Source organism: Aureibacter tunicatorum (assembly GCF_036492635.1).
Taxonomy (GTDB): domain Bacteria; phylum Bacteroidota; class Bacteroidia; order Cytophagales; family Cyclobacteriaceae; genus Aureibacter; species Aureibacter tunicatorum.
Genome location: NZ_AP025309.1, coordinates 15,926 through 36,916, shown reverse-complemented (window position 1 = coordinate 36,916; position 20,991 = coordinate 15,926). Strand labels below are relative to the sequence as shown.

Sequence of the window (20,991 nt, the reverse complement as noted above, 5' to 3'; positions counted from 1 at the left end):
TTGGTGAAACAAGTAATTCCTCCGGATATATTAAAAGATTTGATGATCAACAACCTTCGCAGAGTCGTCTTGATAAAACAACAGAGTATAACAAGCTAGAACCTAAAGAAATTCCAGACAGAAGAAAGCATATCGGAGCTAATCTGGTAAGAAATCATAAAGACTATAATATTGATGATTTCGAATTCAGCATCGAAGATTCAACTTTTATCATGAAAGGGTATCATAATGCACAAGTCAATGGCAATAAACAGCAGAGAGACTTCACTATCAAAATCAAATTAAAAGATGTAAATGGAGCTAAAATGATAGAACATACTGTACTGGGTGAAAATGTGGTAATCAAAGAGCCAAATACTCGAAGTCATGTAGATTCTGCAGTACAGGATACAGCACATAAGGAAGTTAAAGAATCCGATAAGTTCAAAAAAATCCCTGAAGACTTTGTGTTTAGTGCCTCTCATGTACTAGCTGATACATTCTTAGGCCCTGGTAATAAAAAAGCTCTTAATTTGCTGATCACCTCTCAAGATTACAATGTAAAAGAGATGGGCAAAGCAGAAAAGAATTTAAGAGCGACAATGGAGGATATTGAGGATGAAATGAAAGCTGCTTATAATGCCGATTTTGCCACATTTGATATACAAATAACCTCACAGATATACTTAAAAATGAATTATCTAAAGCAGCTAATTTAAAAGGAGATAAACTTAAAGATAAGCTTAAAGAAATAAATAAAAATTTACAACATAAAAGTATTCCACAGACATGTATGAATGTTGAATATATAATTAAATCTATTCGAAAAAATGGAATTGGAAGTAATTTAATTTCTAACTCAGGAATTAAAAAGCTTTTGCCAAAAAAGCCTATTAGGATAGAAATTGATTCATATTTAGCTGATTATTTAAAAAAATAAGAAATGAAAAAAGTAATAGATTTTATAAATGAAGTATTTTATCAAGAAATAATTACAGAATATTCTGCATGTCAAATTAGTGATGATATTTTCGAATCAGAGCTAAAAAAGTTAAATACTTATTGTACTATAAAATTTAAGAATAAAATTGTAAGTGGAAGATCAAAACAAGAGGCAAGTTATTATGACCAATATAAAGATATTGAAATGTCTAATCCTCGAAAACTTCTTAAGCTAAGTCACTATGCAGGATCTGAATATGGCGATGTCTATGTGGCTTATACAACAGGAGTGAACCCTATCACTAAAAGGAGGATTAGATTTATGGATTGCTTTTTCATAATTAAAGAAGGTAGTCTATGGAAATTTGCAAAAAATTATTATTTCGATGATCCTATGTTAGTTAAAGAAGAATGGGGCGAAGGTCCTGGAGAAAACAATATTACCTTCGAAACCATTGGAGACTTTGTAGAAACCCAACGTTTTATAGAGCCTGTTGATGATGATTCTAAAGAAGATTATTGGCAGGATAAATAACCCAATCGTATTATTTATATCACAAATCCCGATGCTGATGTGTCGGGATTTTAATTTCAGTACCAGTATCTTTATAAAACCGCATCGAGTATTGGAACGACAAGGTCTCAATTATGAGGAGAGCTGGGATAAAGAAACGGTCGTATGGGAAATAAATACCACTTATGATGATGATGACAGACGTTTCAAGCTTGAAGATACTTCCTGAAATATCTTCTTATGCCAAAGACATTAAGTTCACAGCTTGGACATATGATTTTGACGATAATACAAAAAAATGGATGCCTAATAAGAATAAGAGGCCTCAAAATGTTCCAAGTCCATATATACTGCCTGTTCATGATGTGAAAAATGATTGGGTTAATGCCGAAATTCCACAATTTGGAAGTAAGCATTATGATGTGGACAATAGTATCGCACGTATCAAACTATTCTTTATTGCTAGGGGTGGTTTAAGTCTTGACTCAGCTGAAAAAATACATGGTACTTTCAAAGAATGGTTTAAAGTCAATGCGGATGATCTTAAGAATGTCATCAATGGAAGCAATAGTTCATGGTTGCAGACTTATTTTAATACCAATAATATTGAAGAAAGAAAACAAGATGGATATATAAGATTTGTCGATCGTTTAAAAGAAATGCACTCTTCAAATGTACTGAAATTTTAATTATGAATAGAGAAGAAAGATTGAAGCTTGATGGAGTTAAAATTAGAGATAACTCAAATTATAAAACCCGATATTTTATTCAGGACTAACAAAGACTAAATTTAAATCTATTGATGATTATCACAAAGCATATGAGGATGATTTCATAGAATGTAATATCGTTTTTAACAATGAATTAAAAGAGGTTTTCGCATTTGATGCATGGCATTTAAGATCAACTTGGTTTTACAGAGAGGATGAAGAAAAATTTGGAAGATGTATAAACGCTTCTGGTGAAGATTTAGCATCAGATTACATTTGGGATTATACAGAAAGCACTGAAATAGGCTATGGTTCTCGTGCTTTGCGTGAATTCTTGCCCAATAATCCAGAATATAGAATTTTAAGCAGAGGTTTTGGACATGATGCCACTACACTGATTCGTATTGATCAAAAAGGAGATTATAAGCTATATTATAAGTTCCAAGATGGCGAATTATGTCCATTGAGAATAAATCTAAAAGAGTATTATGATTTATTTGAAATGACAAGAGGCATGGAGCTTTGGCAAGCTTTTGTTGCTGAAAGTCTACCGGAAAATATCAAAAGAAGATACAATGGTTTTTTCCGAATGATGGAATACTTATTGCCCGAAGCTGATTTTTCCAAATTTTCTTTCAGAGAGGAAGTCGAGCAGCTTGAGAACAAATCAAAAACATTTGCCCAATTCGGATTCAGGAAAAAACTATATAAGACATTCAACGAAAATTTTAATCAAAAAGTAGAAGGCCTTTCCTTGTCCGTATTTGGTCAAAAAAGCCTTTTGCAAATGGAATGTGTTGAAGACGAACGCAATGACACATTGCCCGACGATATATTGGCTTTTTATATGGAAGTGGGAGGAGCAACAATTTCTTATAGAATCAAAGAAAAAAATATATTGATTTCTATCTTCCCTGGATATCGTGTTTTTGGAACAGATATTCTTAATGTTCTCCCCCCTAGAACGATTATTGGAGATGATCGTCATCTATTGGACTTTCTTAGATACCATGAATGGCTGGATAAAGGAGGTTCTAACAACAAGCAAGCACTTGGAGAATATTGGGAATATCAAAGTGAGACTTTAAACGAAAGTTCTTATCCCGAATTAATGAAAATAAACGTTTGGGCACATACAGAGAGCGATGACCCTGCTTATCCAAACCATTTTATGGCATGGAGAATAGTCGATGGTAAAACTCGTATGTATTTGATTAAAACGGATAGAAAGTATGTGCCTGATAGCTATAAGCCTTTGGACTTGAATTGTGATTTGCCTACTTTATTTGATTGGATGATACAGACAAAAGCCTACTCAGGTTGGCATCTCAACATTGGAAATCAAGAGTTCTTAGCACAAGCACAAGCACAAAAGGCACTTGATATTTAGAAATGGGCAAGTTTTGGCTTGCCCTTATTTTCTTAATTATGAGATTGACAAACGGTCAAATATAATATGACACTAATTTAATGAATAAAATCTCAATTGATTTTAATCGATAATGATTTCATCCACGAAGATCCAAGAATGCAGATCAGACGTATTATGCTCTTTTGGCAATGTAGAACTTTTAGCTAATACTTTGATATATCTAGCTTGCAAAGGTTCAAATTCTATTAACACATCCAATATCGAGCTGCCATTAATATGTCTGGGTAGTGGTAAATCTTTTTTGCCAGCTTTACTGAATTTAACACCGTCTTTAGAAGTATACACCTCAAAATATTCCGGTACAGCTATCCATTTGGAAAGGTCTTGAAGAAATCCTGACCTCACACTTGAAATATGATGTAAATTTCCTAAATCAATTGTGCACTCAAAATCATTTTTGAACCCATTCCATTGTCCATCATTATAAGCAATAGAGCCTCTCACTCCATTGACAAGGTTGAATTCTCCAGTGCCTTGATAACTTTTTGAAGGAGGATTACCAAAAACAACCTTTCTGCCAATCGATTTATTTATCTCATAAGTCTTTGAAATTATATTGCTGAGAGGTTTCCCATTCAGATATAGACATGCCTTGAGAGTTGAGGTTGTATTGATAATAATTGGATCGGAGTATTCTATCGCATTTTCTGGATCTGGATTAGAATCATCCAAAGTATAGTATATTTTTGCTCTAGGCTCATTCGTGCTTAGCGTTACTTTTATTTCTTTTCTAGTATTATCAAAACTTTCTTTGAGTTCTGGTGTATAGACAGATTTAGAATAATTGATTCCTAAGGCTTCATATCTTTGCATCATTTTAGGTATTCTTAACATGAATTTCTCCCATGATTTATTTTCTAAAGGAGTCCAAGCGACTTCCGCAAGTGCCGCTATACGAGGAAATGTCATATATTCCACTTGAGATTCATTTGGCATAAATTCTGTCCACAAGTTTGCTTGAACGCCTATAATACGTTGCTTTTCATCAGTACTTAAAGATGATGGCACTGGATCATATTCATATACTTTTCTTAAATTTATTCGATCATCAAAAGCCTTAGGCTCAAATACAGGATTGCCTTGATAATAATCAAAGTACATATGGCTATTTGGCGTCATAATCACATCCCTTCCCATTTTCGCAGCTTCGATTCCTCCTTCTTCTCCTCGCCAAGACATTACAGTAGCCGTTTCAGCAAGTCCTCCTTCTAGAATTTCATCCCATCCGATCATTTTTCGGTTATGTTTATTTAGAACCTTCTCTATCCGTTTGATAAAATAGCTTTGAAGCTCTTCGCCATCTGCAATTCCTTCCTTATCCATAAGACTCTTGCATTTGGAACATTCCATCCATCGAGACTTTGGACACTCATCACCGCCGATATGTATGTATTCGCTCGGAAATAAATCTATAACCTCAGCCAATACGTTTTCCATAAATTCAAAAGTCTTAGGAGTGCCAGGGCAATAAACGTCTTCTGATAAGCCCACACACCACGAAGCTCTTACATCAAAAGGTCCCCCAGTGCATGAAAGTTCAGGATAAGCGGCCATAGCTGCCAATGAATGTCCAGGAAATTCAATTTCAGGAATGATTGTTATATAATTTTCCTGAGCATACTCCACAATCTCTTTAATGTCTTCTTGTGTATAGAAACCTCCGTATTTATCACCATTCAATTCTGTACGCCAAGCGCCAATATCAGTAAGCTTGGGATATTTCTTTATTTCTATTCTCCAACCTTGACCTTCTGTTAGGTGCCAATGAAATTTATCCATCTTGTGCAAAGCGAGCATATCAATATACTTCTTAATGAACTCTTTACTCATAAAATGGCGTCCAACATCCAAGTGCAAGCCTCTGTAAGGAAATCGTGGCCAATCTTTTATATTTACATTGGGCAATAAATAAATATCACTGGTATTTCCGGACTTCTCAAAGGATGGAGGCAGTAATTGTCTGAGAGATTGGACTCCATAAAACACAGCTTTATCATCTCCTCCTTTGATGATAATTTGATTTTCAGCAATATTTAGAGTATACTGGGATGGTTTTAGGCTTTTGTCCAAAGTCAAAAATATTGCCCCTTTTGATGGTTCATTAGCTTCCTTCAAGTCAAAATTCACACCTGTGGCTGTATGTAAATAAGATCTTAGAAAATCAGCATTTGAGGTTTGGCTTTTTTCAAATATAATTCGAGTTGCTGAACTCAATTCAAAGTTTCCTTTTTTAATATCCAACGTTACCGGTTGCGGAATGATAGCAATGTTATTACTAAGTTCATCAACTTTGGTATGACAAGCTGAAAAAAGCCAAAAAAGAGATAATGAAAGCAAAATCTTTTTCATAGATAATGATAGGTATGTTATAAAAAAATATTGAAAATAATAGATATGTCTTTTTAATTACTTTAATATGAAGCAGTTATATTTTTCAACTAACTAAGAAAAATAAAAAAGTACTTCAATCAAGTAATATAATATAGCTAATATTTAACTAAGACATATCCCTTTAGAAAACTATGACATTAAACTCTTTATTAGTGAATATTGTAATGGATTATTATCCTAAAAAAAATCATAATCTTAAATTTTAGGTAATATAATACTTGTTGTGAGTGATTAACAAAAAATGAACTCTTTTCTGCATCCTTCCAAAAATACAAGGGAAAAACTAACAGTCTGCCTTTTCTCCCTAAAACATCACACATTAATTTGAATTCGTGAGTTCTCCCTGTGCGGAAACCCTATGCTTACAAAAAATCACCAACCCTTTCCTCCAAAACGGCAAGACTTTTCTTAATCTCCGCATATTCTCCGACGTCGTCTTATAGATCTAAAGAAATTTTCTAAAAACCACCAAGCCACAGCCGCTATTCCCGCCGATACAAAGCCTGCTATTTCTAATCTCCATTCAATAAGTTTAGCCTTATCCATTAGCATTTCCTTTGTCAAATTATTTGGCAATTTAGATATATTATGAAAAATCCTTCACGGTTTTCAGCTACACAATTAAACATAAACATATTTATAGAGCATAAAATTCTAAAACTATGAGCAAAAACGAACCTTAATAGCCTTATTCTATTTTTGTTAGATGCATATAGATCTTAGAGACTTTATATAATGCTTCAGTGATTTGCCAGGCTACTCCTACTATAACTTTAATCATCTAAAATTTATAACCGATACGATCAAGCCTTCTAGATTGCTTTGTTATATTATTTTCTTAAATAATATCAGAAAATAGGATCAACATATTTACTGAATTTTGGTTTTTGCATAGTAATTCATTCTTCATTATGCATAATTTCAATTTGTTTTATTCATATATGAATTTTGCTAAGCTCATGATTTTATTCGTTTGTTTTCAGATTCTTCCACTTACTTCTAATAGTCAAAGAATTAACATAAATATTGGAGGCGAAACGGGGACTGTAGATAGCGGAGTCGAAACTCCATTAGTTGAAAGTTATTCAAAAAATGGAAATAGCGCAGTGGAAGATGGTTCTGGACATTTTACAGCCAATGATTTGCATTATATTTCAGCTAAAGAAATTTCTTGGGCTAGGGAAGGAAATTATGCTTTGAAATTTTATGCTGATGGCAGTAACTTTCCTAATAATGACTATGCTTATCGTGTTGAATTGGCTACAAGCCCATCAAGCTTAGCTTTTTCTCCTGGCGATGAAAGGTATTATTCATTGAGCTTTTTCCCTCCTCAAGTGATTTGGGATAAGGTAACGCAATATTCAACGGTTATCTCCCAATGGAAACAATATGGAGGTGGTGATCCTAATGCGGAAATTCGTCTAAGTAATGAAGGTGATTATAAATTAACCATACGAAGTGTTCGTCATTGGAACAGTGAAGATGATGAAGGAGATTTATTCGGTTATGCAAAGCCAGATCAATGGAATGACCTAAAGTATTATGTCAAACATTCACAAGAAGCTGATGGTGCGATAAAAGTGTGGCTAAATGGAGAATTGGTTTATTCCTATATTGGTCCCACACTTTATAAGAATGAAAATGGCTATATTAAATTTGGGATGTATACCGAGATTCGGGATGAAAGAATTTTGTATTTTGATGGTATAAATATTACTGATTCAATATCTGTTTCTCAAGAAGAATGGGCTACTGATCAGCTGCATTTGCCTACTGTTGAAATATTGTCGCCAATTCAAAACGGACAATTAAGTTCTGGAAGTAAAATTACAATTACTGCCCAGGCTAGTGACCCTGGAGGAAATAAATTAGGCTCTTCAGGAAATATTGAAAAAGTTGATTTTTTTGTGAATAACAATTATTTAGGAGTTGATTCTATAAGCCCTTACAATATTGATTGGGCTCCTAACGATGGAGCTTATTCGTTACAAGCTATTGTCATGGATAGCGATAGCAATGTGGTTTCATCAGAAATAGTACCGATTTATGTGGGGGCTAAGCCTCCTGTAGTTTCAATTACGTCTCCAGTTCATTTGCGAAATTTTGACAACGTAGAAACTTTGACTATTAGGGCCGATGCCAGTGATATAGATGGCAGTGTTGCTCAAGTTGAATTTTTTGTAGGAAACAATTCTATTGGAATAGACACTTCAAGTCCTTATGCTATTAATTGGATACCAGCTGATACCGGCGCATACATATTGCGGGCTATAGCGACAGATTTAGACAACAAAAAATCATTGGCAGATTCAATTGGGATTACGTTTGGCGCAACTATAGATACCCTTCAAATAACTTCAATCCATGATGCAGCGCTGGATGACCAAAGCCCTAATTCTGTTGCCAATTATTCAAAAGTGGAAGTTTATTCCAATTCAACCAGAAAGGTAACTGGAATATTTAAATTTGATCTTTCTGATTCTCTGAGTACCCATGAAATAAGAGATGCTAAGTTTCGTGTGTATACAAATTCCTTAGATGATTCTCTTCAAGTATCTGCTTTTAAGGTGATCGGAGATCAGTGGGATGAGACTTCAGTAACTTTGAACAATGGTCCTCTTCGTGAAGAGAAAATCACAGAGATAAATATTAATCAGGAAAATCAATATTTTGACTTTGAAATTAAAGACTATATCATTGAAAAAATTACAGCAGGTGATCCTTATGTTACTATTTGGATCGAAGATGAGAATAGGGTTTTAAAACAAGCTCAATTTGACAGCCATAAGCGAAGCAACCCACCACAGTTGAAGCTTATTACCAGTGATATCACTGGTGCAGATATAATTGGTCGTAATAAACAAAATTGCAATGAAATACATTCAACAGATACTATTACAACTTGCGATAACTATACTTGGATTAATGGTATCACTTACACAGAAAGCAATAATACCGCAACATATACTTTGACAAGCTCCACAGGTTGCGATTCTGTCGTTATTCTCAATTTAACTATTGGAGAAGCTATTTCATCAACAGATATTATCACATCTTGCAATAGCTATACTTGGATTGATGGCCTTACTTACACAGAAAACAATAACACTGCAACACATACTTTGACAAGTTCCACAGGTTGTGATTCTGTTATAACTTTAGATTTATCAATGCTCTCATTGTCTATTGATGCATTTGATCCAACATGCCATAGTTATAATAATGGTGAAATTATCTTAAATGGTTTTCAAGAAGCTAATAAATTTCAATATAGTATCAACGGAGGTGACCGTTTTCATTCTTCATATATCTTTAAAGGTTTGTCTGATGGATTTTACGAAATTATAGTGAAAGATGATGATCAGTGTTTCGTATCTGACACATTATCACTAGTCGAACCAGAACCACTTGATGTGATCATTGATATATTATCAGATTCTCTATCAGCGAAAGTTAAAGGAGGCGTACCTCCATATACATTTTCATGGAATAATGGAATGAATGATACAGTGATTGCTATTACGGATATGGAAGATTATAGAGTTGTGGTTATGGATTCAAATGAGTGTATAAAAAGCGACTCCGCATTTGTTCCAATCACATCCATTGATGATCAAGAAATTAATCATCAAACAGTAATGATCAATTTATTTCCAAATCCAGTGCAGGTTAATGACAGGCTTCATTTTACAGTTGATAATGCTTATGAATCCTCTCGAAAAATAGATGTTTATATAGTTAATTCCATAGGCCAAAAAATTTATTCGACTACGACGACTTCAGATATGAATGGGTCTTTGTCACTTGTATTTGATTTGGAAGATAAGCTGAATTCTGGGATTTATCAGATATTTGGTGTTTCGGAGAAAAATATCGTAAGCAAGAAGTTGATTATTGAAAAATAACAATAATCGCTATGGATATTCCCTACGTGGTTGCCCTATAACCTTATCGAATTTATGACTCGTTTGCCAACTATCGTACAGAAGCAATTCATTACGTATCCCAAGCCATAAAGAAAACATTATCATTATTCAAATTTCGTATCCTTCGCGACCTTCTTTCCGTATTAAACCTACCCTATCCAGCGTTTCAACGCTGTAATTAAAACAAATGAAACCATACCCCAGTGTTTCAACACTGGGAGCAAACACAAACGACTATGCCCTCAGGATTCCATCAGAAGCTCATCAAAGAGCGAAATCAAGATATCATAAGAAACTCCAAAGGAAAGACCGCTTTAGCCATAGCAGCCGAAACAGGCCTATCCATCACGACTGTGCGACGTCATGCCGCTGAGATGGGCATCATGCTCGCTCCCGCTATCGAACGCAAAAAATACCGTAAAGCAAAACGAAATTGGTAATAGGTTTAAAGTTAGAAATGTAACATACATAATTAAGTGATTAACATTCTTTAATTATGTATGTATCTCCCAATTATCAACTCGAGTTGAAAATTCATCATTATATTTACATATTTATTCATATTTCATTAACTCGGGATAGAAATCATCTAAACTAAGAGGATCTTTATACTTATTCTTTTGCAATAACTTTAATTCCTGATACATAGATTTAATCCGTTCTTTGTGTTCTGGATTATGCGCAATATTATTCACTTCATATGGATCTATTTGCAAGTCAAATAATTTATAAATGCCCTTCTGAGGATATAATATCAATTTATATCCATTGGATCGAATCATACGCTGACGATTAATATAAGCTCCATAAATAGACTCATAGTTCTGAATACGATCACCTCGAATTAAAGGCATTACACTTCGGAAATCGATATCTTTTTGCTCTTCTCCATAAGCTAGTTCAAGGCTGGAAGCCATGGCGTCTTGTATGTATATATCATGGCTTATAAGCTTTCCTCTAGGAACATCAGGTCCTGTAAGTATAAATGGCGACCTAATGCTATGATCATACATATTCTGTTTTCCCATCAAGCCATGATTGCCAACGGCCAACCCATGATCCGCTGTGAAAAATATATATGTATTTTCAGCTTGTCCGGATTTATCCAACGCTTCTAATATCCTTCCGATCTGAGCATCCATATGCGTTATAATAGCATAATATTCTTGTCGATTTACTTTAATAGAATAAGGCGTTCTTGGATACGGCGCAAGCCTTTCATCTCTTAACTTCCTACCGCAAATAGTTTCTGCGTCTGGATACTCTTCTTGAAAACTACTTGGAACTGCAATGCTATCTAAAGGATACATATCCACATACTCTTGAGGAGATTGTCTAGGATCATGAGGAGCATTGAACCCCAAATACATGAAAAAAGGCTTTTTGGAATTGCTTTTATGATTCAAAATATATTCTTCTCCGATATCTCTTAACACTTCAGACCAGTGTTTTCCTCCCTGCCAAAATCCTCCAAATGTTGTGTCCGAAGGAGACCATAGGTCTTCTACTCCCAACTGAGGTCGATAATAGCCCTCGGCTGTTTGCTTGGGCATCCCTTTTTTCTCAAACTTGGCATGATCAAAAACTTCATCTGAAGTAACCCCTTTCACATGCCACTTGCCAGCAAAGTATGTTTCATAGCCTTGAGAAGACATGCGTTGAGACCATAACTGTTCTTTATCTCGCATCAACCCTGCTGTCGTGGGATCAACGCTTTTCTTTTTTAAATTTCCTTTAGAAGACTTCCATAAAAACAAGCCTGTATTGAACATGGATCTACTCGCTGTAGAAATAGCTCCATTCCATCCTCCCATATTGTATGCATGGGTAAATGTAGTTCCCGAACTCACCAATCGATCAAGATTAGGTGTATGTATCTCTGTATTTCCCAGCGAACGAACAGTCTCGTAGCATTGGTCATCAGCTAAGATAAAAAGTATATTTGGCTTTTGTTTCTCGATAGGGTGTTTATGCTCTTTTCCACCACAACTCTGTCCTGCAATGCATTGAGCGAAAATAGTAGTATAAATAACTCTGCTTTTCCAATTCATTTTAATTTTTTTTCATGCATAGACTGTACATATTCATAATTCTGCTTTTTCATAAAAAATCATGGCGACTTTATTCCGCCTGAAAGAATACTGCTAAAATCAATTTTATAATTAGGCTATTAATAATCATGACCAAGATCACTCTTAATACATGACTTCTGCCATTTCTCCAAAGCCTTTATCATGCGTTTTGCAATTTTAGGATTAGTCTTTATGATATCAATAGACTCATTCGGGTCAGCTACTATATCAAACAATTCATACTTTGAATCTTGTCTGTAGCGATAAAGCTTATACTCATTATCCATCCAAGCCACTTCTCCTCTAATCGACTGAAAACCAATTGGTTTTTCTCTATCCTCTCCACTACTATCAATATAGTCCATCATACTCACCCCATCAAGTGGATAAATAATCTTGCTCGACTTGATATTCAATATATCGCATATTGTTGGATAATAATCAAGCGTGCTCATGGGTGTATTGATCACCTTTCTTTCTTTAATTCGAGCTGGCCAAACCATTAACCCAGGCACTCTGACACCTCCTTCATGCAGACTCTTTTTCCTGCCTTTCAAGCCACTGGTTGTGCCTTGCCATCTATTGCTCATATCTCCATTGCCTGCGGGGCCATTGTCAGAGCAAAAATAAATAATGGTATTTTTATCAACTCCCAACTCACTCAACTTTTCTCGCAATCTTCCTACTTGCTCATCCATAGCAGTAAGTGTTCCGTAGAAGTGCTTTTGATCATCGCTAAGTCCTTTGCCTTCATACATGTCCAAATATTTTCCTCCCGTTAACACCGGCGTATGGCTTGCATGAAACCAAATCACTGAAAAAAATGGTTGTCTTTCATCCACAGATTGATCTATAAATGGAATGACTCTGTCCATGATAACTCTAGAGTCATCGCCTTCAAGATTATCCTTTACGATATTGCCTTCGATATCCCAATAATGTGTCCCGTAAAATTCTCCAATAGCTTTACCTTTCTTCGATTCCAATGCTGAAGGGTCCGGATTTTTCATGGGATCCCAAGTAGGTACTTTGGATTCTGTCACAAAACAGTCATCATAGCCATTTTCCCAAGGTGGAGAATACAAATAATCATTTCCTTCTTTGCCTCCTCTGTTAGCATCGCGTATGCTTTTTGTCAATGTTCCCAGATGCCATTTTCCAAAATGTCCAGTTCTATAACCATTATCCTTGAGCAGTTCCGCTAATGTATACTCCTCCTTTTTCAAGTATCCTCTGTTTGCATAGTATATTCCATAACGATAAGGATGCCTTCCTGTCAGACAACTAGCTCTCGTAGGAGATGATACAGGCGAAGATGCGTAAAATCTATTGAACAGAATTCCTTCCTCAGCCATTTGATCAAGACTGGGAGTTTTTAAGTATTCATGTCCATTATAACCTGTATCGCCCCAACCTTGGTCATCAGTCATGATAAGAATGATATTTGGCTTTTCATTCTCAGCTTGTGTTTCGACCTCGGCATGAACGGTGCTTACTCCCATCACCGCCATTAACACAGAATAACCAACCTTTCGAGTATATTTATTCATAATATCTGTAGATAAACCTTGAATCTTCTATAGATAAATCGTTTAAAAAACTATATACCATTAATATTAGACATTATTTAATCGCTTATACTCATATCCCATTGATATAATAAGTAAGTCCAAGCGTGAATATTCTAGTTTGCCTTTTGCTGTAATGCTCTTTGGCAAATAAATCCGTTTGAGTTATGCCTCTTTTATTCACCATATCAAAAATATCATTTGCGCTCGCATAAGTTTTAAGCTTTCTATTCATAAAAGTCTTTTGCAAGCTTACATTGATCGTGGCATAATCCTCTATATCTGAATTATTCGTCAACTTAGCGGAATGATACCGTACTAAAACAGAACATCTAAAACTTTTGCTAAATTTATATTGAATATTCGCCTTGAGGAAATAAAATAGTTGACTATTCGAGAAAGCAGATTCTCTATTCGGCATATTTTCATATGTAAATGATGCATCGCCTGAAAGCTTCAAATTGTTGATATCTCCTGATATATAGCTATTTACTCCTACCGCAGCTAGCCCATCTACATTTATATATGAGGTAATCGTAGTGTCGCCTGCTACCCATTGATTTGAAATAACGCTGTTAATGACTTTTCTGCCATACAAGCTAGCTTTCAAAGTTGTATGTTCTCCAACATTCAAGTATTCCAATTCAGCGAAATATGTCTGGGTATTCTTTAGGTCAGGATTCCCCTTTCGAACATTGAGAGGGTTTGAGTCATCAATAAAAGGATTAAGCTGTCTAGAGGATGGAGGACGAAATGTGTTGCGAAAAGTGAATGCAAAATTGCGTTTTTTTTTAAATTTATAAGCAAGCATCAGCCGAGTGTTCATATTGGAAAACGAGGTCTTAAATTCATTAAATAAATCTTCCTCAGGTATCCATTGGCAAATAACGTTTTCACCTCCTTTATAACGCAATCCAACCGAATAGTCAAATTTGTCCTTACGCGCGGAAAAATCCGCAAACAAGTCTGTCGCCAAGTATTTAGTGTCTGTGTCTTGATCTTTCGAAATGTTATGTATCCATTCCCTATCATTTGTTCGCTTTTGATTTAACGCCTTCTCCTCAGATAGTTTATAGTTAAATATTCCTCCCATTGTCAATAACATTTTATTCTCAAAAGAATGCTTGTATTTGGCATTAATAGTATGGTGCGATGATCTAATCCGCCTGTCTTGTTGTGAAGATCTTAATATATCTTTGCTAGAGTCTGGATAGGTATAATTATTCGTCTGGTACTGATGTTGGTCCATCGTGGCTATATTCCACTTATAGTTGACATTCAACACTCTTCCTTTTTTCTTGAACTTTCTTTTCCACCGTAAATCAGACACGACATTTCTTTTATCGCGATCCAGCATCGTATTTCCGTCATTGTCATATAGCCATGTTCTCTCTTCATTATAATCACTTATGATATTATAGTTATCATTTTCATTTAATACAGATGAAGGCGTATATCTTAAAAATGCGGATAATTCATTGTATTTGTCAAGAGTCAACTTCGTTCGAATTCCTGAGTTAATCGTTTTATTATCTATTTGTTGAGTCTTGTCTTGCTTTATATATCTTTCTCCAAAGTTAGTTCTATATGAGTCGAACTGTGACTTTTCTATAGACTTATTAAAATAAAACGAAGGGCTTAAAGTAAACTTGCCTTTTCTGTAAGTGCCTCCTGTATAAAGCTTTGCCCTGTAAGGACTGCTGACATTCATCCCTAATCGAATATTACTGCCTATTTTAGCGTCTTCTTTTAAAATAATATTCAATACAGGACCCGAAGAGGCGAATTCAACAGGAGGGTTGCTCATCATCTCAATTCGAGCAATTGATTCTTTGGGAATCTCCTGCATAGGGTTATCCATGCCAGAATCTTCACCATTGACCAATATCTTAACTTCAGTCCCTTGCAAGCTAATATTTCCATCAAAATCCAAATCAATTCCAGGAAGGTTTGATATGATTTGCTCTGTATCATCTCCCGAAGCATTCTCAGGGTTGAAACTCATCGCTCCTGGCGTAACCTGCACATCCAAAGCTTCCGCCTCGACAATAACTTCATCCAATATTGTCGATTGGGATTTGAGATAAATCTCTTTTAGACTAATTTGCCCTTCATCTATTTGTATACGGTTTCTAAATAGATCATATCCCACTGATTGTATGAAAAGTGTGAAGAACCCTGACTCAGGAAGCTTTAGAAGAAAGTTTCCATCCACATCAGAGTATGCGGAGCTAAGCAATCGAGTATCGTCATTTTCATCAAATACACCTATCGTTGCAAATGCAACCGGTTCATTGGAATCCACATCCAATAATCTGCCATTCACTATGCTTTGCGACATTGCATCATAAGAAAATAATTGAATAGCAAATAACAGCACCGCTATTGCTAACGGGCTGTTTTTGAATGTGTATGTATTCATATATTAAATGGGTTCTAACTTTACCTTTTCCAACAGATTTTTCAATTCAGCCACTTTTTCAGGATATTGATCCGCCAGATTATTTTGCTCTTGAATATCTGCTTTGATGTTATAAAGTTGAGCGCCTGAAGTTTCTGTCTTTGTCCACCCGCCGGACCCATCGCAATCTATAAGTTTCCAATAATCTTTTTGAATAGCGAAATCGCCATCATTTGAATGATAAACAATATAATCCTTTGTTTCTTCTGCATTTGAAGGATCTTTTATCACTTCATAAAAGCTTGTGCCGTCAGGTGAATCTTCATTATTTAATTTATATCCAACAATATCAGCAAATGTCGCCATCAAGTCAGTAATTGCAACAGTCTGATCTGCTACTTGATTTTTGCCTACAGATGAAGGCCATCGCAAAATAAAGGGAACACGATGCCCTCCTTCAAACAGATCCGTTTTTTGGCCGTTTAAGTGTGCATTTGTATAGTGTCCATGCGTCTCAATTATTGAAGTGAATTCCTTTTTCCACTTTCCATCAACCAACTCTTTGCTCTTCAATCGTTTGGTCATGCCTCCATTATCGCTTGAAACGATAAAAATAGTGTTTTCAATTTCGCCGGTCTCTTCCACTGCTTTCATTATTCTCCCAACAGTTTGATCCACTTGAACGACAAAATCTCCATAAATTCCAGCTTGAGAGCTACCAATGACTTCATCAACCGGAGCGTAAGGAGTATGGGGAGCTGTCAAAGGAAAATAAAGAAAATACGGATCATCAGATTTTGCGGATTCCAAAATGAATTTTTCCGCCCTATCCAACAATATTGGCATAACTTCCTTCTTTTTTTCATAAAATGAAGACTGAATAAAAGCTTTATTCCCCTTTTCCACAATTTTAGCCTCCAACGGAATCGTGTTTTCAATATAAACATCCGGATCCATATCCAAAGAAGCCGCCCACCAATAAGCTTCATCAAAACCATGATCTTCGGGACCTCCATGCACGGGCTTGTCAAGAGCTACATTTTCCAATTGCTCCTTAGTCAACTTCCGTGGAATATCATCCATAGGAAATACCGGCTTGGTCTCATCCTTAGCCTGCCAGCCAACCCCCAAGTGCCATTTTCCAACCATTCCTGTATAATAACCATTTGCTTGAAGCATCTCTGGCAATGTTGTCTTAGCGGTGTCAATCAACGGTTTGCTAAAACCATAAAGCACTCCCTCTTTAAGCCTTGTTCTCCAAGCATATTCCCCTGTAAGAAACGAATATCTTGAAGGCGTGGAGACCGAAGAACTCGTATGCGCATTTGTAAACCTAATCCCCTCGCTCGCCAGCGAATCCATATATGGAGTATGAACTTTATCACTCAAATCGTTGTAACATGACACATCTCCATAGCCAAGATCGTCAGCGAATATAAATACTATATTGGGTTTTTGTTGACTTTGAGAAGATGAAGTTTCCTTATCAGCTTGGCAAGCTGATGCCATCAACAAGCATGAAGAAGCGGCAAGCCATTTATTCAAAATATTAGAAGTCATATTCAATAGCTTAAATCATTAAAAAATAATGTTTATCACGAATTGTTTTATTGGTTACTAAACCATCCTCCTTTGTATTTCCTCCTGAGGAAAATAAAATGATATAAAAATCAATCGTAATAATGTCTAATAAAATGAAAAGTGCTCTGAAGTATCAGAACACTTTTTCATTTAGGTGTTATGATTATTTAACAGGTTCAATAGTAAATGAATACTGCAAGTCCTCGGCTTTTACTTTGTATTTGTCAAGCGGAGCTGCCAGACGCGACCAACTATCATCGCCACCAACTCCCATATGAAATCCATCCAAATTAAATGTAATATAACCACTCTCAGTATCCAATTGATAAGGGTGTTTCGCTGACTGCAAGGATTCTTGACTGTGAGGCCAAACGCTAACTTGCAAATTATGATCTGATGAAGTGAACTTCACTCCTTTGCCTTTTTTGTTTAAAAGCTTAAGCCACCTAACTTGAGTTCTGTTGGCATACTCTTGAGGTCGTTCATATGAATGGGCAAACTCACTTAAAGGCATTCTGTAATCCTCGATGACTGTTGATCGACATCTGTCAATATAATTTTCATAAGGTCCTGCCCCATACCATTCCACTATTTCAAACTCTTTCCCAACAGTTCCTTGCATGCCGAATTTAGGCAGTTCAGGAAGCTTTTTTTCAATATTCAGTTGGAGATCAACCGCTATTTTTCCAGAACTAAATATATGATACACCTTGTGTAGCTCGGCTTTTCCTTTAGCTATTTTTTGATGCGCTTTCACAATCCAGTGTCCCGTATTTACTTTTTCCTTTTCAATGACCACAGACTCTTTGGAACTATTCGCTATTGCTTTTTTCCATATTTTCAATTTCTTATCAGTTTGATAGCCTCCTTCATCGTTGTCTGTTGGCACTCTCCAAAAATTAGGTTTCAAAACACCATTGATAAGCGTATCGCCTTTATGAATATATGATTTGATGTTTCCATACTGATCAAAACCAACAGACACATCCTTTGACTCAAATGTCAAATTGTCCTCCTGCTCATTGATTTCAAAAGGAGACAAACCTTTTTCTTCTATGCTATCACTCTTCATTGACTTCAACAAAAATTGCTCATGAGCAATTTCATGTCCTTTGCTCGCCCAAGTCAAATCATCTTTAAGCAAAATTCTAACTGTCAAAAAATACTCTTTATCCTGCTTATACTTGATTGATGAGCAAGGTATATCTATCCATTCGCTTTCATTTGCTCTAAGATTAGGCAATGCGAATTCTCCTTTGCTTATTGCCTTTCCATTTTCCTTAACTGCCCAAACCATTTTAACATGTTCTAATGAGCGATGAAAATATCTGTTTTTCAGCCAAATTCTATTTTCCTTTTCCAACTTCATCTCAATAGGCTGAAAGATATACTTGCATTCCATAGCTCCGGCTTTTGGCGTTAAATCTGAATCGATAATTCCATTCAAGCAAAAGTTGGAGTCGTTGGGTTTGTCGCCAAAATCACCGCCATAGGCATAATAAGCTTCTCCCTTGGCTGTTTTTTGAAGGAGCCCTTGATCTCTCCAGTCCCACAAAAATCCGCCTATCAATCGTTTGTCTTTTCGAATAATATCCCAAAACTCACCCAAATTTCCAGTGGAATTTCCCATCGAGTGAGCATATTCGCTCATCATTATAGGTCGTCCTGATCGATCCTGCTTAGAAAGCTCCGTCAAATATTCAGGCCTAGGATAAAAACGGCTCAAAACATCCACATACTGAGGATCTGACGGGTTCCCCAAAATATGCTTAGTCGCTTTGCCGTATTCAGCGTCACCTCTTTCCACATGATCAGGATGGCGATGATCTCCCTGAGCGCCTTCATAATGAACCAAACGAGTTATGTCATAATCATGCACCCAACCCGCTGCCGCAGCATGATTTGGTCCGTCTCCTGACTCATTTCCCAATGACCAAACGATAATCGACGGATGGTTTTTGTCTCTTTCTACCATGCGCTGTATTCTGTCCTGCATCGCAAAACTCCATTCCGCTTGATTGGAAAAATAACTACCCAAGCCATGAGTTTCTATATTAGCTTCGTCAAAGACATACAAACCATATTCATCGCACAAATCCAAAAAATAAGGGTCATTAGGATAATGGCTGGTACGCACTGCATTAAAATTCAATCGCTTCAGCAATAACACCTCTTCAAGCATATCTTGCCTATTCACTGCTTTGCCTCTTACGGGGTGATGATCATGGCGGTTTACGCCATAAAGCAAGATAGGTCTTCCATTGATCAATAATTCGCCTTCAACTGATGTTTTAACTTCTCTGAAACCAATCTTTGTGCTTTTTGACTCTAAAAGATTTCCGTCTGCATCGGATAAATTCATGACTAATGTATAAAGATACGGAGTCTCGGCAGTCCAATGCTTAGGGTGTTGAACTTGCGCTTCCATCAAGCCAAATCTCACATTGTCCCTAAATGGGTGCTTTTCATTGACAATATCATTTATTCCAATTGCCAAGGACTCATTAAGCACGCTATCTTTGTTTTGATCAAATAACTGCGCTGTCAAAGTGTATCCTTCATAATCATAATCTTTTTGAGTATTGATTTTTGGTCTTAATTTCAATATTGCATGTTCATAATTTTGATCAAATTTGGTCTGAACAAAGAAATCCTGAATATGAGTTTTTGGCTCAGCATGTATAAATACCTCTCTATGAATACCGCTTAACCTCCAATGATCCTGATCTTCCAAATAACTTCCGTCTGACCAGCGATATACTTGTACCGAAACCGTGTTTTTTCCTTTATTTAAATAATTAGTTATTTCAAACTCAGCAGGCAATCTACTTCCTTGGCTATAGCCGACTTTCTTGCCATTGACCCAGACATAAAAGGCTGAACTCACACCTCCAAAGTGAAGTGTTGTCATCATGTCTCCCCAACTTTCGGGCAACTCAAACTCTTTCTGATACGATCCTACTGCATTTCCATTCGTATCTTCTTCAATATATGGCGGATTTGGCGCAAATGGATACACAAAATTTGTATAAATCGGCTGTCCATATCCTTCTAGCTCCCAGCTTGACGGCACTTGTATTTTGTCCCACTCGTTATGAATCTTTTTATAGAAAGCCTTTGGGGCTTTGCTCGGCTTAGACGCATATTTAAACAACCATTCACCATTGAGATAAACAACTCTCGCTTGTTCTCCACTCAATGCATCGGATGATCTGGAATAAGAATATTGAGTAGACCTTCCCTTCAGCTTATTTTGTCCGATAAGCTGTGGATTTTCCCAATCATTGCTTTGTCCATAGGCAAATGGAATAAGAAATGTGAGAATAAATATGTTAAAAAAATATTTATGCATGTTACTTCAAAAAAGATGTTCAAACTGATTATCTACTAATAAATCGTGACAATGCGATATTTCCCTTACAAAACACAAAAAAGAAAAAGACTGCCTAAATCCATAAGCAGTCTTTTAATAAAT

Annotated in this window: 14 protein-coding genes; 7 read left to right on the top strand and 7 right to left on the bottom strand. The window is 35.9% G+C overall.

Annotation, left to right across the window (positions count from 1 at the left end):
* The first annotated feature begins 212 nt into the window (after positions 1-212).
* The 5 genes from AABK36_RS24495 (at position 213) to AABK36_RS24475 (ending at position 3,535) form a co-directional block, all read left to right on the top strand.
* Complete coding sequence (locus tag AABK36_RS24495; RefSeq protein ID WP_309942792.1) at positions 213-698, top strand: hypothetical protein; 486 nt, start codon at positions 213-215, stop codon at positions 696-698.
* A 224-nt stretch (positions 699-922) separates the two neighbouring features.
* Positions 923-1,456, top strand: coding sequence for a hypothetical protein (locus tag AABK36_RS24490; protein WP_309942794.1), 534 nt, complete (start codon positions 923-925; stop codon positions 1,454-1,456).
* Positions 1,457-1,493: 37 nt separating this feature from the next.
* Positions 1,494-1,664 (top strand): hypothetical protein, encoded by a 171-nt coding sequence (locus AABK36_RS24485; protein WP_309942795.1) that lies wholly within the window; start codon positions 1,494-1,496, stop codon positions 1,662-1,664.
* Entirely contained in the window at positions 1,624-2,124 is a 501-nt protein-coding gene (locus AABK36_RS24480; protein WP_309942797.1) for a hypothetical protein, read from the top strand. The genes AABK36_RS24485 and AABK36_RS24480 overlap by 41 nt, the downstream gene beginning before the upstream one ends.
* Positions 2,125-2,467: 343 nt before the next feature.
* Complete coding sequence (locus AABK36_RS24475) at positions 2,468-3,535, top strand: hypothetical protein (protein WP_309942799.1); 1,068 nt, start codon at positions 2,468-2,470, stop codon at positions 3,533-3,535.
* A 102-nt stretch (positions 3,536-3,637) separates the two neighbouring features.
* On the opposite strand, the gene AABK36_RS24470 is transcribed toward AABK36_RS24475, so the two are convergent.
* Together AABK36_RS24470 and AABK36_RS24465 are read right to left on the bottom strand one after the other, a co-directional pair.
* Positions 3,638-5,926, bottom strand: a complete 2,289-nt coding sequence (locus AABK36_RS24470; protein WP_309942802.1) for a family 20 glycosylhydrolase — start codon at positions 5,924-5,926, stop codon at positions 3,638-3,640.
* Between the two features lie 450 nt (positions 5,927-6,376).
* The gene (locus AABK36_RS24465; protein WP_309942805.1) at positions 6,377-6,514 is read right to left on the bottom strand and encodes a hypothetical protein; all 138 of its coding nucleotides are present in this window, start codon (positions 6,512-6,514) and stop codon (positions 6,377-6,379) included.
* A 413-nt stretch (positions 6,515-6,927) separates the two neighbouring features.
* Between AABK36_RS24465 and AABK36_RS24460 the strand changes: the two genes are divergently transcribed.
* Both AABK36_RS24460 and AABK36_RS24455 read left to right on the top strand, forming a co-directional pair.
* Positions 6,928-9,873, top strand: a complete 2,946-nt coding sequence (locus AABK36_RS24460; protein ID WP_309942806.1) for an Ig-like domain-containing protein — start codon at positions 6,928-6,930, stop codon at positions 9,871-9,873.
* Between the two features lie 257 nt (positions 9,874-10,130).
* A complete protein-coding gene (locus AABK36_RS24455) occupies positions 10,131-10,334 on the top strand; it encodes a hypothetical protein (RefSeq protein ID WP_309942809.1) in 204 nt (67 codons plus the stop codon).
* A 114-nt stretch (positions 10,335-10,448) separates the two neighbouring features.
* Here the strand turns inward: AABK36_RS24455 and AABK36_RS24450 are convergent, their stop codons facing one another.
* The 5 genes from AABK36_RS24450 to AABK36_RS24430 all read right to left on the bottom strand — a co-directional run bounded on the left by AABK36_RS24450 (position 10,449) and on the right by AABK36_RS24430 (position 20,868).
* Positions 10,449-11,945, bottom strand: coding sequence for a sulfatase family protein (locus AABK36_RS24450; protein ID WP_309942811.1), 1,497 nt, complete (start codon positions 11,943-11,945; stop codon positions 10,449-10,451).
* A gap of 119 nt (positions 11,946-12,064) precedes the next feature.
* On the bottom strand, positions 12,065-13,516 hold the full coding sequence (locus AABK36_RS24445) for a sulfatase-like hydrolase/transferase (protein ID WP_309942813.1): 1,452 nt from the start codon (positions 13,514-13,516) through the stop codon (positions 12,065-12,067).
* A gap of 91 nt (positions 13,517-13,607) precedes the next feature.
* On the bottom strand, positions 13,608-15,956 hold the full coding sequence (locus AABK36_RS24440; protein ID WP_309942815.1) for an outer membrane beta-barrel family protein: 2,349 nt from the start codon (positions 15,954-15,956) through the stop codon (positions 13,608-13,610).
* Positions 15,957-15,959: 3 nt separating this feature from the next.
* Complete coding sequence (locus AABK36_RS24435) at positions 15,960-17,495, bottom strand: sulfatase family protein (RefSeq protein WP_309942818.1); 1,536 nt, start codon at positions 17,493-17,495, stop codon at positions 15,960-15,962.
* Positions 17,496-17,679: 184 nt separating this feature from the next.
* Positions 17,680-20,868, bottom strand: a complete 3,189-nt coding sequence (locus tag AABK36_RS24430; RefSeq protein WP_309942821.1) for a glycoside hydrolase family 2 TIM barrel-domain containing protein — start codon at positions 20,866-20,868, stop codon at positions 17,680-17,682.
* Positions 20,869-20,991: the final 123 nt, after the last annotated feature.

Coding starts and splice junctions, on each gene's coding strand:
- AABK36_RS24495 (WP_309942792.1), top strand. CDS start 213: ATGAAAGGGTATCATAATGCACAAGTCAATGGCAATAAACAGCAGAGA.
- AABK36_RS24490 (WP_309942794.1), top strand. CDS start 923: ATGAAAAAAGTAATAGATTTTATAAATGAAGTATTTTATCAAGAAATA.
- AABK36_RS24485 (WP_309942795.1), top strand. CDS start 1,494: ATGTGTCGGGATTTTAATTTCAGTACCAGTATCTTTATAAAACCGCAT.
- AABK36_RS24480 (WP_309942797.1), top strand. CDS start 1,624: ATGATGATGACAGACGTTTCAAGCTTGAAGATACTTCCTGAAATATCT.
- AABK36_RS24470 (WP_309942802.1), bottom strand. CDS start 5,926: ATGAAAAAGATTTTGCTTTCATTATCTCTTTTTTGGCTTTTTTCAGCT.
- AABK36_RS24465 (WP_309942805.1), bottom strand. CDS start 6,514: ATGGATAAGGCTAAACTTATTGAATGGAGATTAGAAATAGCAGGCTTT.
- AABK36_RS24460 (WP_309942806.1), top strand. CDS start 6,928: ATGATTTTATTCGTTTGTTTTCAGATTCTTCCACTTACTTCTAATAGT.
- AABK36_RS24455 (WP_309942809.1), top strand. CDS start 10,131: ATGCCCTCAGGATTCCATCAGAAGCTCATCAAAGAGCGAAATCAAGAT.
- AABK36_RS24450 (WP_309942811.1), bottom strand. CDS start 11,945: ATGAATTGGAAAAGCAGAGTTATTTATACTACTATTTTCGCTCAATGC.
- AABK36_RS24445 (WP_309942813.1), bottom strand. CDS start 13,516: ATGAATAAATATACTCGAAAGGTTGGTTATTCTGTGTTAATGGCGGTG.
- AABK36_RS24440 (WP_309942815.1), bottom strand. CDS start 15,956: ATGAATACATACACATTCAAAAACAGCCCGTTAGCAATAGCGGTGCTG.
- AABK36_RS24435 (WP_309942818.1), bottom strand. CDS start 17,495: ATGACTTCTAATATTTTGAATAAATGGCTTGCCGCTTCTTCATGCTTG.
- AABK36_RS24430 (WP_309942821.1), bottom strand. CDS start 20,868: ATGCATAAATATTTTTTTAACATATTTATTCTCACATTTCTTATTCCA.